Origin of the sequence: New Jersey aster yellows phytoplasma (assembly GCF_002554195.1) — a bacterium.
GTDB lineage: Bacteria > Bacillota_I > Bacilli_A > Acholeplasmatales > Acholeplasmataceae > Phytoplasma.
In genome coordinates this window covers 1-13,202 of sequence record NZ_MAPF01000026.1, presented here as the reverse complement: position 1 = coordinate 13,202, position 13,202 = coordinate 1, and the positions used below count along the sequence as shown (strand labels likewise).

The 13,202-nt window shown below is 26.5% G+C and carries 17 protein-coding genes and 2 pseudogenes; all 19 read left to right on the top strand.

From position 1 onward, the window contains the following. Nucleotide 1: 1 nt before the first annotated feature. Nucleotides 2-316: a single-stranded DNA-binding protein gene (locus BBA70_RS01020; RefSeq protein WP_252861489.1), complete on the top strand. Its 315-nt coding sequence runs from the start codon at nucleotides 2-4 to the stop codon at nucleotides 314-316. 60 nt (nucleotides 317-376) lie between these two features. Further along, a complete protein-coding gene (locus tag BBA70_RS01015) occupies nucleotides 377-709 on the top strand; it encodes an HU family DNA-binding protein (protein WP_252861488.1) in 333 nt (110 codons plus the stop codon). 16 nt (nucleotides 710-725) lie between these two features. Beyond that, a complete protein-coding gene (locus BBA70_RS01010) occupies nucleotides 726-869 on the top strand; it encodes a hypothetical protein (protein ID WP_187321645.1) in 144 nt (47 codons plus the stop codon). A gap of 117 nt (nucleotides 870-986) precedes the next feature. Continuing rightward, nucleotides 987-1,349 carry a hypothetical protein gene (locus BBA70_RS01005; protein ID WP_252861487.1) on the top strand — a complete coding sequence of 121 codons (363 nt, stop codon included), beginning with the start codon at nucleotides 987-989 and terminating at the stop codon, nucleotides 1,347-1,349. Then, nucleotides 1,342-1,623 carry a hypothetical protein gene (locus tag BBA70_RS01000; protein ID WP_252861486.1) on the top strand — a complete coding sequence of 94 codons (282 nt, stop codon included), beginning with the start codon at nucleotides 1,342-1,344 and terminating at the stop codon, nucleotides 1,621-1,623. The genes BBA70_RS01005 and BBA70_RS01000 overlap by 8 nt, the downstream gene beginning before the upstream one ends. 94 nt (nucleotides 1,624-1,717) lie before the next feature. Further along, nucleotides 1,718-1,999, top strand: coding sequence for a hypothetical protein (locus BBA70_RS00995; protein WP_252861485.1), 282 nt, complete (start codon nucleotides 1,718-1,720; stop codon nucleotides 1,997-1,999). Between the two features lie 194 nt (nucleotides 2,000-2,193). Next, entirely contained in the window at nucleotides 2,194-2,439 is a 246-nt protein-coding gene (locus tag BBA70_RS00990) for a hypothetical protein (RefSeq protein ID WP_252861484.1), read from the top strand. A gap of 5 nt (nucleotides 2,440-2,444) precedes the next feature. Continuing rightward, nucleotides 2,445-3,371, top strand: a complete 927-nt coding sequence (locus BBA70_RS00985; RefSeq protein WP_252861483.1) for a hypothetical protein — start codon at nucleotides 2,445-2,447, stop codon at nucleotides 3,369-3,371. Nucleotides 3,372-3,395: 24 nt separating this feature from the next. Continuing rightward, nucleotides 3,396-3,851: a hypothetical protein gene (locus tag BBA70_RS03755; protein WP_308495557.1), complete on the top strand. Its 456-nt coding sequence runs from the start codon at nucleotides 3,396-3,398 to the stop codon at nucleotides 3,849-3,851. A gap of 136 nt (nucleotides 3,852-3,987) precedes the next feature. Next, complete coding sequence (locus BBA70_RS03750) at nucleotides 3,988-5,094, top strand: ATP-binding protein (protein WP_308495556.1); 1,107 nt, start codon at nucleotides 3,988-3,990, stop codon at nucleotides 5,092-5,094. Between the two features lie 173 nt (nucleotides 5,095-5,267). Beyond that, nucleotides 5,268-5,498 carry a hypothetical protein gene (locus BBA70_RS03745; RefSeq protein WP_308495555.1) on the top strand — a complete coding sequence of 77 codons (231 nt, stop codon included), beginning with the start codon at nucleotides 5,268-5,270 and terminating at the stop codon, nucleotides 5,496-5,498. Nucleotides 5,499-5,791: 293 nt separating this feature from the next. Further along, nucleotides 5,792-6,643 (top strand): hypothetical protein, encoded by an 852-nt coding sequence (locus BBA70_RS00975; protein ID WP_252861482.1) that lies wholly within the window; start codon nucleotides 5,792-5,794, stop codon nucleotides 6,641-6,643. A gap of 69 nt (nucleotides 6,644-6,712) precedes the next feature. Next, a pseudogene (locus BBA70_RS03910) lies at nucleotides 6,713-8,967 on the top strand (hypothetical protein). Nucleotides 8,968-9,061: 94 nt separating this feature from the next. Beyond that, nucleotides 9,062-9,979 (top strand): hypothetical protein, encoded by a 918-nt coding sequence (locus BBA70_RS00960; protein WP_252861479.1) that lies wholly within the window; start codon nucleotides 9,062-9,064, stop codon nucleotides 9,977-9,979. A 215-nt stretch (nucleotides 9,980-10,194) separates the two neighbouring features. Continuing rightward, nucleotides 10,195-10,821 (top strand): YqaJ viral recombinase family protein, encoded by a 627-nt coding sequence (locus BBA70_RS00955; protein WP_252861478.1) that lies wholly within the window; start codon nucleotides 10,195-10,197, stop codon nucleotides 10,819-10,821. A gap of 66 nt (nucleotides 10,822-10,887) precedes the next feature. Beyond that, the gene (gene tmk / locus BBA70_RS00950; protein ID WP_011412463.1) at nucleotides 10,888-11,520 is read left to right on the top strand and encodes a dTMP kinase; all 633 of its coding nucleotides are present in this window, start codon (nucleotides 10,888-10,890) and stop codon (nucleotides 11,518-11,520) included. Continuing rightward, nucleotides 11,504-11,647 (top strand): hypothetical protein, encoded by a 144-nt coding sequence (locus BBA70_RS00945; RefSeq protein ID WP_187321648.1) that lies wholly within the window; start codon nucleotides 11,504-11,506, stop codon nucleotides 11,645-11,647. The genes tmk and BBA70_RS00945 overlap by 17 nt, the downstream gene beginning before the upstream one ends. Nucleotides 11,648-11,686: 39 nt before the next feature. Continuing rightward, on the top strand, nucleotides 11,687-12,298 hold the full coding sequence (locus BBA70_RS00940) for a hypothetical protein (protein ID WP_252861477.1): 612 nt from the start codon (nucleotides 11,687-11,689) through the stop codon (nucleotides 12,296-12,298). A gap of 20 nt (nucleotides 12,299-12,318) precedes the next feature. Beyond that, a pseudogene (locus tag BBA70_RS00935) lies at nucleotides 12,319-13,202 on the top strand (DnaB-like helicase C-terminal domain-containing protein); the annotation flags it as partial.

Here is a 13,202-nt window from a genome sequence, read left to right as displayed (position 1 = left end):
AATGTTAAATAAAGTCCAATTAATCGGTAATATCTCCCATAACCTAGAAAAACAATTTATCAATAGCAACAACGAACAAATCCCAAAAATAGATTTCAATTTAGCAATTAACAACAAGGATAAAGTGCAATACATCCCTTGTGTAGTGTTTCGTAATCAAGCTGAAAACATGAGTACATATTTAAATAAAGGTTCAAAAATATATGCAGAAGGCGCATTATCAATCCAAAAATATACCACCAATGAAGGCCAAACACGAATCACCACTAAAGTAATTATCCAAAACGTCATCTTTTTAGATAACAAATCCAAATAATATTCACAACATTAAGTCCCTAAAGGGACTTTTTTTTATAAACAAAAAGGAGAAAAAAATATGAATAAAAAAGAATTAATTAAATCAATAGCTGAGGTAAATAAAACCTCAATAACCCAAACCGAAGAGTTTTACAACTCTTTTGAGAATGCTCTAATTAAAGCAATTACATCAAACGAAGAAGTGGTTTTATCCTCTAAAATTGGCAAATTCATCTTAAAAACTAGAAAAGCCCACACAACACCAGAAACTAAATTCATCATCAATAAACAAACAGGCAAAAGAACAGGCAAAAGAACTGGTAAAAACTTAAAAATACCTGCAAAAACGGTTGTTAGTTTTAAAATGTCAAAACCAATCAAAGACGAAGTCAAAAAACTTCAATTAAAATAAAAAAAGGAGACTTAACATGAGCGACGCAATGACTGAAGCATACCGAGGAACTTACTTTAAAGACCGTTCAACTGCCAAAACTCCCAAAGGTAAATGGATAAATTTACATCATTTACATAAAACCTTTAAAAATAAAAAGAAATTATCTAAAAACAAATGAATAAAATTTATAAAAAATTATTAAGAAAGTAGGAAATAATGTGGATTTTTTTCAATATTTGCAATAATTAGCAATTTTTTATTAAATTACACTAAAGGATTTACCACTGCTGAAATCATGGAAAGAAGATTGGATGGAATCCAAACAACTCTATTTACAATATTAATCATGACAGGATTCAAACCAATCTTTGAATTTTTATCAAACAGCATTATCTTTATCAAAAATATGTTCCTTGGTCTATTTTTCCCTAAAAGAAAACTAAGAAATTTAGAAAATAAATCATCCAAACAAGAACATCAAGAACAATTATTACTCCAAAAACTAGAACAAATAAAGACTTCGCAAGAAGAAATATTATCTCAAATAGAACAACAAAAACATAAAGTAGCCATTTGGCAATCTAAAAAAGAAAGAAAAAGATTGTTAAAATCTCAAAAAAACAACACACCAATCGGAAAGGAAAATCAAAATGACTGATTCAAATTTTACTATTGGTTTTGTATCGGGGGCATTATTTGTTACTGGTTTATGTTTTGTATTTAAATATCTCTTTTTCAGTTTTCTTCAACTATTCAATCCCAACGATATTTACCCAATTAAAAGAAAAACAAAAGAAAATGAAACCCCAAATTCAAACAATCAAAAAAATATAAAAGATTTAAAAAAGGATATCGATGAAAAATTTTCAAACCAACAAGAATATAAGGAAAATACCCCATTAGAAACCTTAATAAATCAAGAAAATAATTAAAAAAGAAAGGAAAATTAATTCAAATGAAAATTAAAAAAACCCAAAAAATATTATTAATAAAAGATATTTTTTCAATCTCTTTTTACTTTTAACAATGATAATTGCAACTACAGGAGGAATTGGTTATTATTTTTTTAATTATTTCACACACCCTGTTTATGAAATTATTGTCAACAAAAACACTATATTTCAAACCAATAATGATGATTGTTTTGATGATTATAATAACAAAATTAAACAATTAAATGAAGAAATAACTATTAAAAATGAAGAATTGAAAGAGCCTAGTTTGTCTCCACAAGAAAAAAAAGTAATAGAAGAAATTGTCAAATTGAAAACTCAACAAAAAAAGAATTACAAATTGATTTATTCTTAAAAAAATTCTTAAAAAAATCTGAAGAAGAAATTTTAGAAATTGATAATAAAATCAAAACAACAAATCAATTAGAAGAAAAACATTCGCTTACAGAAACAAAATTACTTAAAGAAAAAGAAATTATTAAATATCAAAAATTATTAAAAGATAAAGAATTAAATATTGTTAATATTACACAATTAGACCAAAAATTAGTGCAATCTGATTTAAATAGTGCAACTAAAACTGCTTTAGAAAACCAAAAAACACAAAATCAAAACAACATAAAAAACATTAATGAACAAATAACTAAAAAAGTGAATCTCATTAATTTAAAAACAAAAAAGAATGTCATTGAACAAGAATTACAAGACCCTCAAATTTCTTCTGAATTAAAACAATATTTAATTAAATATAAAGAAAATACCGAAAAACAAATAACTAATTTAGAAACCCAATAAAACAAATGATTAAATTAACACTTATTGAAAAAAACTTTATTTGTTTTCTTTGTGTTTTAATCGGATTTGGATTTGCAAATATTATTTATCAACATCCAAAATATGACTTTATCCAACCTGTCAATTCAACAGACAAAAACAATGTTTTTTTGTCTGTTGAACAATCATCAAATAAAAATACGGAATTAAAAAAAATTAATTCTGCTTTTAAACTCTCATCTAAAGAAATAGATAATTATTTTTATGATAAAATCATCCCCATAAAAGAAAAAGAAATAGATAATATGAAATGTTATAATGTTCATTTAGGCGAAAACAGCAATATCAAAGATGCTTTAGGATGGCTTCATTATCATTTTCCTAATAAAAATTTTAAAAGTAATTTTAGTTATGCTCTTTACAATAATAATTCTTTAAATAATGAAATTGATTTTCAATACCGCATTAAAGAACCTCCTCCTAAAGATTTTTTATTAGCTTATTTTGATGGAGGAACCAGAGATGGAAAAAATAATCTTTATAATTTAGATACTTTAACTCAAATGGGTAACGGCGCTTCTGATTTGTATTTTTTTTGGAGTAATAACAGACCTTATATACCAGAATCAACTTCTTTTACTCCCGAAAATTATCATTTAGAAATAATATATGATAAAGGAACTAATTATGGTGGTCCTAGTTATTTAGCAATAGATAAAATCATTATTAAAGATATTCAAAAAGATAAAATTGTAGCTGTTTACCCAATTAATCAAAAAATTGAAGAACCTTTTTACATTCATAATTATGATTTTGTTTTAAAATTTCCTTTTTATAATTATATTCAAGAAGGAATGTTGTGGTCGAATAGTCATATTAAATCTTTAAAAAAAATTGATTTATATGAAAAACGTTCTGGACAAAATCGTACTTTATATTATGATGTTGAATAAAAAAAATAAAAGAAAGGAACTAATATGAAATTAAAACAAATTTATTTAAATTTGTTAGTTGTATGTGGTTTTGCCATTTTAGGTTTATGGATTTATGGATTTTATCTAAAAAAATATAACAATAATAATTTATTTCAAAATAATCATCCTTCAACCGAACAAAACAAATCTTTTGAAGAAATATCAAAATATCTCGAAGAGTTAAAAAAAACTAACGAAGCTCAAATTAACGAAAATAACCAAAGAAATCAACAAATAGAACAATTAACTCAACAAATTAAATTAAATTTAGAGTTAATAAGTGATTTCAATATTGAACTTAAAAAATTAACAACCACCAAAGAAGATAAAGAAAACAACCTCCAAAATAAAGACTTAAAAGAAGAAGAAAAGCACCAATTACAAGAAGAAATTATTTCTTTAAACGAAAAAATACAAGAAATTAACGAAAAAAAGAACCAATTCATAAACAAACTTTAGAATTAATAGAACAAAAAAACAATTATTAACTACAAAATCAAAATCTCAAGAACAAATTAAAACAACCACTTCTCAAATTATCAAAACTAGCAATAATTTATTTATTACCAAAGAACTTCAAACCTTACAAGAAGTGATGTCTTTGAATTACGCTAATAAGAATATCATTAAAGACTTAATGATTCAAAACAAAGACAATACTGAAGAATTCCAAAAATTAAAAAGTTATGATTTGTTCTTAGATGGTCAATTAATACATTTTGATAAACAAATTAAACAATTGCAAGAAGAAATCAAATCTTTACAAAACAATAATTCTTATCAACCCAAAAACCAGAAAGTTATGTTTTCTGATATATACGGCATGAAACAAGAAAAAGAAGAATTAGAAGATTTAATTGAATATTTTCAAGATAATGGTTCCGATATGGTTAATTTTGATAAATTAATCCCTAGAGGATATTTACTATATGGACCCCCAGGAACAGGAAAAAGTTTTTTAATTAAAGCTTTATGTAATGAATTAGGTATACACTATATTGAATTAGAGCCATCAAGATTTGATAAGACTTACGTTGGTGAAGGTAATGAAGAATTAGAGAAAATATGGCAAGAAGCGGAATCACACGAAAAAACCATTATCTTTATTGATGAAATTAGTGGACTAGCTAATCGCGAAGATAATCAATCTAACAAAACAAACATCAACATTGTTAATAATTTATTAACTAAATTAGATGGATTCAAAAGAAGTGATAAAAAAATTGTCTTAATGGGAGCTACCAATCATTTAGATAAAATTGATAGTGCTTTAAGAAGTAGATTTAGCAAAGAAATTAAAATTGATTTATTAAAAGATGATGAAATTGAAGGATTTTTAAAATTTTTGGTAGGTGATTATCAAATTAGTTATCACACTTATCTTTATTTTAAAGAAATCGCTAACAAATGTAAAGGCAAAAATTATTCTACTAGAAATTTAAAAGAAAAAATAATTGATAGCGCTTATATTAAAGCCAAAAAACACAAACGTAAAAACCCCAACCACGAAGTCATGTTGCCTTCAGACCTAGATGAAGCTATTAACACTTTCCAAAACGTTAAAATTTCTGACACTGAAAAAGAAAATAGAAGAAAAGAGTGTGAAGAACAATATGTAGAATGGAAGGAAGGATTATTAAAATACTTAACTCCCTCTAAAGATAATACTCAAGTAAACAGAAAATACACCTTCTACGGGTAAACGGACTAGGCAAAGGGAAACACACAGAATACGAACCAACTGACCTACCTTTTTACATCAAAGACCTTTATCCTTTCGACAAATGGAAGAAACCCCTTTTCGACCACCATCGCTCTGATTTCGGTTTTTTCCACACAAACAACAAAAACGAAGAATCACAATTTTATAACCTTATGCTTAAAGACTCATCAAATCACTATATATACATCAACTACAAAGGCCCCAAATACCTGCTAGAAGAAGATAAAGACTTTTTCATGGATGAAGTTAATTGCCCTACAAACAAAAAAGATGAAGATAATCATATTATATGTAAAACCTACTATCTTCACTTCAACCCAGTAAAACAATACCTCACCCTTTATACTAAGAAATTTAACACTAAAGAAAATATAAATAAATAAAATAAGGAGAACTTGAAAAATGAAACAACAAACCAAACAAAAAGCATTTTTCCCATTTATTCTGATGTTATTTTATATCATTATAACATTAGGTATTTGTTATTATAACATTAATTCTAATATAAATAAAGTTGATTTTAACTGATTTTAAAAAAGAAACGAAACAAGATTTTAAAGATATAAATAAAAATTTAAACCAAACTCAAACCGAATTAATTAATAAAATAAATAATTAAAACAAAGAAATAATCAATAAATTAAATGAAATCAACAAAGAAAGCGAGTAAAATCATATGGCTAAAAAAATAATTGTCACAAAAAAATCCCAACTAAAACCACCAAATAAATCCAATGTAAAAAAACCCAAAACAAAATCCCTTATTAAACAACCACCATCAAAAAAACTAACCAAAATACCTATAAAAAAATCAAAAATAATTCAACCTCAAATAAAAACAATTACAAAATCACCTATAATCAAAAAACCTCCAAAACAAATTACCAAAAACAATCCAAAACCCCCAAAAATAATTGTTGAAACCCAACAAAAGCAAGATAATTGGTTTGTAAAAATAATCAAAAAAATCACAAAACCAATCCTTACTTTATTACTAATCACACTAATTGGAGGGGCAATATGGTTAATAATTTCTAAATTCTTCCCTGAATCAGCAGCTAAAATTGGACCAATGGCTAAAGCTGCTTGGGAAAAAACCAAAGATTTGGCTCATTATATAAATGAACGCGGTAAGAATTTTTTAGAATGGTTAGGATTTCCTTTGAAACTAATTACTTACATATTTAATAGTATTATTATTGCATTTGGCCTCATTTTGGGGTTATCTTGTCTTGGAATTCCTGTTATAGGACCTTTTTTAGGTGTAACAATATTAATTGCAACAGCTATTTATACAGGAATAATTTGGTATTTTAACGAACCAACCCCCAAAGCCAAAACTCCACCCCCAAATTTAGTAGAAGTTTATGATTTAGATTCTATCAAAGCAGCAGAAGAAACAAAACTAAAAAAAGATTTAACAGAATATGCAACAAAACTTTCTCAAGAAGGAAAAACCCCAAAAGAAATTGAACAAAAAATTAATGAAAGAATAGAAAAAACCAAAGAATTAAAAAAAAACAACTGAATTAAGGGATTCTAAACAAACCCCTCAACAACCAATCCAAAAACAAAAGAAAAAAATACAAAAAGTTTATTGAATCCTGAACTTCAACAACAAATAGAAAAAATAATTCAACAAGAAAGAGAAAAACAAAAGATTTTAGAAACCGAAAAGGGATATTTAAACATTAACCTTCAAGCTCAACAACTAGAAAAATTATCCCTTGAAGGAAAAATAATTGAATTACAATCTCAACTTAAAACTAAAGAAACAACACTCCAACAAACTAAAGATTTATCCGATGAAGAAAAAAACAAATTACAATCAGAAATCGAAGTAATAAAAAATAATATTACAAACCAGAATGAATTAATAGTAAAAAAAGACAACGAGTTGATTTTATCAAAAGAAAAAATAACAACTTTAGAAAAACAATTAGCTTCAAATATTAAAGATGTAAATCAATTAAAAACTGAAATTGAACAAAAACAAATAGAATTAGAAAACAAAGAACAAAAATTAATAGACCAGAAAAACTTATCAACAAATGAAATCAAACAATTAAATGTTGAAATTAATAATTTAAGAAAAAACATTGAACAAAGTCAAATCAATTATCAAGCTCAATTATTACTTAAAGAAGAAGAAATCAAACAATTAAAACAAAATGAAGATAAACTAAAACAACAATTAACCCAAAAACAAGAAGAAACCACAAACTTAAGAGAACAACATTTAAAAACTTTGGAAGAAATCCAAAAACAAATTGCAAATTACAAAAACATGGTTTCTGAACTTGAACAAGAAACCCAAAAACTAAAAGAACAAATTGCAAAAAACAATGAAAATACTAAACAATTACAAGAAAAATTATTAACTAAACAAACACAAATCAATAAAATTAACCAAGAATTAGTTAGTCTTTCAAATCAACAAATTTCTTTACAACAAGAATTAAATAATTTAACACAACTTTTTGATGAATGGGAAAATAACTGTGAAATTAAAGCTAATGAAATAGCATCAAACCTAGATTTAAAAAGTGTCAAAAGAGTTATTGACCAAACAATATATTATTCTACCGAGCCTTTTACAGTTGAATTAAAACCATTCAATCCTAACCAACCCCAAAAAAAGAAAATAAACAAACAATAAATAGCTTAGAAATAAAAATTAACAACGTCAAGTATTACTATATTCAATTTGATTTTCACTCTAATTTTTTCTACATAAAAGACAAAGACCTAAATGTAATACACCGAATATACAATACCACAAAAAGTCCAACAGATTGGATGTTTCAATTTAGTCATAACGTAAGCGAAACTCCACCACCAACAAAAATCAATAATTATAAATCCATATTAGAACAAAAAACTAATGATTTATCTGAAATTAAACAACAATTAACCAAAAAACAACAAGAATTAAATAAATATCAACAAGAATGTACTGATTTAATTACCAACCAAAAATCTGATGACACTCTAAAACAAGAACTAAACAATAAAGAAACCTACATCAAAACATTAAAAAATGAAATGCAACAACTAGAAACAAAAGAAAAAGGTTTTAGAAGTGAAATTGATACTTTGAAATTAGAAAACAAAAACCTCAAAGAAAAGTATACTAACAATTTAAACAAAATCAAACAAGAACTAAACACATCTAAAATCGAAAACGAAAAACTTGAAAAAGAAATGAAAGAAATACAAGATGAATTAGTTAAAAACAATAATGCTGATGAAGTTTTGGTTAAACAATTAAACACAAAACAATCACAAATAAAAGAGTTAAAAGGTAAAATTAAAAACTTAGAAACCAATGAAACTCAATTACAAACAATCATCAAACAAAAAGCCGAAGAAATAACTCAACTACAACAAAATATTCAACAACAATCACAAGAAATCAAAAGATTAACAATTCAATTAGAACAACAAATTAATCTTTTCGCTGAACAAGGTAAAAAGATTTTACAATTAGAAGGAACAATTAAAGGGTTAGAAGCAGCCAATAGTGGATTAGGTGAAACCAACAAAGAATTACAACATGAAATTGATAAATTAAAAAATGAATTAGCATTAGCAAAAAAAGCCCACACAACAATGAAAGAAAAATTAGATGAAGAAATTACCAAATTAGAAGGTGATAAACTAAAATTAACCACCGACAAAGAAAAACTAGAATTACAAAATAAAGATTGGCAAGCTAAATCCGACATCACCCAAACAACAACTACGATAGGCGCCTTAGGTGGACCCGTAGGCATGGTTGTAGGTGCTGCTACTGGTGTGGTTGTAAATGAAGTAATAGACGCATGGAAAGCTCTAAAACGTTGGTGGTAACAATAATGCAATTTTCTTTGCATTATTGTTTTTTGTTTATGTTAAAATAATTATAAGTCAAGCTAAGTTAATAAAAAAAGGAAGTATTTTTAATATGGAATTATTTCATAAATTAATCATTATAGGATTTTTGCTCTTTCTTTTTGTTGTTACAATCCCCTTGTGTATGTATTTTTATCAAACTCAACAAAATAAAAAAAGAATTACAAAAATCAATTTAAAATCAACAATATTTTTTTATTATATTAAATTATTTTTGGGTGCGTTGGTAATCGGAATAATTTCTTTCATTTGGTATATGAAAGTCAAAACAAACAATCAAAGTGATTCACATACAATTAAAACCTCCCAAACAGAAACTTACGATGAATGGTTTGAAACAGAAAGTAAAAGTGGTAGAGATGAAAAGGGAGAGTATAAATATATACCCTCATACATAATTGATTATAGTGAAGAAAATAAAGAAAAACTAAAAACTATGAAAGCAAGTGAAATAATACTTGAAGAAGTTAAAGAAGATGGTTCCAAGGTTAAAATCCAAGGAACACCGATGATTAAAAGAAAATACACCTTCTATGGTATCGCTGGCCTAGGACGCGGACACCACCAAGAATACGAACCAACTGACCTACCTTTTTACATCAAAGACCTTTATCCTTTCGACAAATGGAAGAAACCCCTTTTCGACCACCATCGCTCTGATTTCGGTTTTTTCCACACAAACAACAAAGACAAAGACTCACATTTTATAACCTTATTGCGTAAAGACTCATCAAATCACTATATATACATCAACTACAAAGGCCCCAAATACCTGCTAGAAGAAGATAAAGACTTTTTCATGGATGAAGTTAATTGCCCTACAAACAAAAAAGATGAAGATAATCATATTATATGTAAAACCTACTATCTCCACTTCAACCCAGTAAAACAATACCTTACCCTTTATACTAAGAAATTTAACACTAAACCACCAGAACAAAACCCTAAATCAAGATCAAGAAGTATTTAAAAACACAATTAATAAAAATCCTAATACCCTTTAAACGCATTATTTTGCCCCTTAATGACGTTTTAAATAATTATTTGAATGATTATTCAAACTATATTTTTTAAACGTTTTAAAGGCCAATATTTTGATTTAAAAAATTAAGCAAAATAAATCTTAATTAAGACTCTCATCACGAGAGTCTTTTTTTATACCCAATTTTAAAAAGGAGCATCAAAATGCAAATAACTAATCTAAACCAAAGAACATCACAATGGTACCAACATCGACAAAAATACATTAATGCATCAGAAATAGGTAGCATCACTGGAAATGATAAATTCAGAACCTTAGAACAATTAGTTCATGTTAAAATATTCGGCACAACTTTCACAAGCAATAAATACACTGAACATGGCAATAAAACTGAACCACTAGCACGCAGTTTCTTTGAAAAAACAACTAAATTAAACTTCCCTGATACAATCTTTACGGATGATGAAGTCAAAATGTTTTCTGCATCACTTGATGGATATAATTCTAAAACCAACACTTTGTTAGAAATCAAATGCCCTTATGTTGATGAAAACAACAACATCCCCCCCACTTGGAATGGTTTCTTTTCCTACCAAAAAGTCCCTTTAAACTATTGGGCCCAAGTCCAATGCCAACTCTATTGTAGTCAAGCTAATTTTGCTTACTTTTTAGTTTATTTCAATAACACAAATTATCATGTAGTTCGCATTTACCAAGACAATAACTTCATTAATAAAATGATTGCAGATGGTAAAAAATATTTAGAATTGCTACACAAAGCAAAACAAGAATTATCACAAACAACTTATTTAAAAAAATTAAAAAAATAAATTTTAATTAAGGCTCTCATCACGAGAGTCTTTTTTTATACCCAAATTTTTAAAAAGGAGCATAAAATGAAATTAATTATCTTCGAAGGACTTGACGGTAGCGGAAAAACAAGTCTAATAAAAAGCGTTCAACAAGAATTACAAAAACAAGGTAATGAAGTGGTGGTGATTCGCGGATTAGGAAGTTCTACAATCGGGAATTCTATACGTGAAACGTTTTTAACCCACAATAATTTACATAATTTAACTAGATATTTTTTAAGTTTTGCCAACATGATTCAAACCCAAGAAGAATGTATCAAACACCAATTAAAAACAAACAAAATCATTTTAGTTGACCGTTGGTTAGGTTCTAATTTTGCCTATCGTGTATATCCTTCAAAAATTGACAAAAATTATCACATTTTTAACAATTTGAGTAAAAAATTCATCAAACCTGATATCACTATTTATCTAAAAATTCATCCTCAATTAGGTTTGGAACGCAAAATAAATCAAAAGAATCATCAATTAGATGTGATTGAAACTAGTTCCTTAACTTATTTTCAACAAGTAGAAAAGGGATATTTTGAATTTTTGAAAAAACAAAACATAGGAACTAAAATTATCTTAAACAATATGAATGATAAAGATGCTAAATTTAATCAACAATACATTATCAAAAAAATAGGAGAAATAAAGAATGGCAATAATAATTAAGAAAAAATGTCAAAACGGCAATTTATATATCCATTATAGCAACGGCAAAATCAAAACTATTAAAAAAGATGGAACTATTCAATGGCGTACCAAAAAAATTAAATTTAAAACCCTAAAAAGACTCTAATTAAGAGTCTTTTTTTTATTTAGAAAGGAATTTGCTTATATGAACCAATTAACTAATTTACATTTTAAAAATATCAATATTTTGAATCAACAATCTTTGTGTGTTAACATCACGAAACAAATAATCCAACCATCTTTATTCAACAAACCATTTAACGAATATATGATAAAAACCCACAAACTCCTAAACGAATATCTTAATAATAAACAACATAACTCTCAAAGCCAAAAAGTAATCCGTGGTAAAATCAATGAATACCTCATTTTATTATATTTTCAAAACAAAGGAATCATCAATTTATACCCACAGGCTTATTTATTCTTCATCCCAGACATTAAATTTGATTTAGTTTTATTCACAGAAACTAAACGAATAATGGCGTTTAATTTCAAAACCTGTCTCCGAGACCGCTATAAACAAGCCATGGTAGAAGGACAACAATTAAAAAAATTAGACACACGTTTTGAGTTTTATTTATTAACTAACAATGAAACAGAAACTCAAAGACTAAACAATAAAATTAATCAAGGAAAAGTACAAGGCATTAATCAAGTAATTAACTTATTTTCCAATTCAGCCAATAATTTCTTACAAAACTTAATTACCGCCAAATTCATCCCTTTTTCTAATATCAATATAATTAAAAAATAAAAAAAGGAGTTAATATTAAAATGTTAACCAACGAACAAAAAGCGTTAAAACAATTAATAAATTATATCGAACAAGGCCAATGGGAAAAGTTAAACCTTTACTGCCAAATAATCAACCCCAAAAATCTACTTAACCCCAAAAATACAAAAATATTTACAGCTTTAAAATATTTATTTTTAGAAAAACAAACATCTCATCCATGGGACAAACTCACTACAAAACCCATTATTATCAAAGAGTTATTAACATATTTACAAACTCATTTCCCTCAAGATAACTTTACTTTAGATTCTTTAAATTATTTAAATGATGATTTTAATAACCAAAATAATAATCATGTTTTAGATAATCTAAAACATACCTATACCCAAGAAAAACTATTTCAACAATTAATAAAAATCATTAGCCCCACATATGAAAACCAAGACCCCTACCACAAAAATTTATATTACCAAGAAATATTTGATAAATTAAGAAATTTTATCTCTTCAATCCCCCATAAAAACGATAAAACACACTTTACTTTAAACCAAATGGCCTCTTTGCATCCTGAATTTTTTGACACAGATAATCAAGCAAAACAAAAATCCAAGAAGAATATTACCGTTTATCCGAAACTTTTAAAGGACTCAATCAATCCACAAAAGGATTCAAAAAAGGCCAAATAATCACTATTGGGGGGTATACTGGATTAGGTAAAACAACTTTTGTCTACAATCTTCTTTTAGATATAGCCAAAACCAAACACAAAGAAATATCTCATTATCCTCATATTTTGGTATTTTCTTTATGAAATGACCTTAGAAGAAAATTTAAATCGTTTATTAGCCCACCAAACTCAAATTCCTCTAGATGTTATTTTAGATAAAAACTTTTGAAGATGCCAATATCACACCTCTCAAAT

Bases quoted from the DNA above. Each gene is read 5' to 3' on its own strand.
- BBA70_RS00975 (WP_252861482.1), top strand. From the start codon at position 5,792: ATGGCTAAAAAAATAATTGTCACAAAAAAATCCCAACTAAAACCACCA.
- BBA70_RS03750 (WP_308495556.1), top strand. From the start codon at position 3,988: ATGTCTTTGAATTACGCTAATAAGAATATCATTAAAGACTTAATGATT.
- BBA70_RS00955 (WP_252861478.1), top strand. From the start codon at position 10,195: ATGCAAATAACTAATCTAAACCAAAGAACATCACAATGGTACCAACAT.
- BBA70_RS03745 (WP_308495555.1), top strand. From the start codon at position 5,268: ATGCTTAAAGACTCATCAAATCACTATATATACATCAACTACAAAGGC.
- BBA70_RS00945 (WP_187321648.1), top strand. From the start codon at position 11,504: ATGGCAATAATAATTAAGAAAAAATGTCAAAACGGCAATTTATATATC.
- BBA70_RS03755 (WP_308495557.1), top strand. From the start codon at position 3,396: ATGAAATTAAAACAAATTTATTTAAATTTGTTAGTTGTATGTGGTTTT.
- BBA70_RS01010 (WP_187321645.1), top strand. From the start codon at position 726: ATGAGCGACGCAATGACTGAAGCATACCGAGGAACTTACTTTAAAGAC.
- BBA70_RS00940 (WP_252861477.1), top strand. From the start codon at position 11,687: ATGAACCAATTAACTAATTTACATTTTAAAAATATCAATATTTTGAAT.
- BBA70_RS00960 (WP_252861479.1), top strand. From the start codon at position 9,062: ATGGAATTATTTCATAAATTAATCATTATAGGATTTTTGCTCTTTCTT.
- BBA70_RS01015 (WP_252861488.1), top strand. From the start codon at position 377: ATGAATAAAAAAGAATTAATTAAATCAATAGCTGAGGTAAATAAAACC.
- BBA70_RS01005 (WP_252861487.1), top strand. From the start codon at position 987: ATGGAAAGAAGATTGGATGGAATCCAAACAACTCTATTTACAATATTA.
- BBA70_RS00995 (WP_252861485.1), top strand. From the start codon at position 1,718: ATGATAATTGCAACTACAGGAGGAATTGGTTATTATTTTTTTAATTAT.
- tmk (WP_011412463.1), top strand. From the start codon at position 10,888: ATGAAATTAATTATCTTCGAAGGACTTGACGGTAGCGGAAAAACAAGT.
- BBA70_RS01020 (WP_252861489.1), top strand. From the start codon at position 2: ATGTTAAATAAAGTCCAATTAATCGGTAATATCTCCCATAACCTAGAA.
- BBA70_RS00985 (WP_252861483.1), top strand. From the start codon at position 2,445: ATGATTAAATTAACACTTATTGAAAAAAACTTTATTTGTTTTCTTTGT.
- BBA70_RS01000 (WP_252861486.1), top strand. From the start codon at position 1,342: ATGACTGATTCAAATTTTACTATTGGTTTTGTATCGGGGGCATTATTT.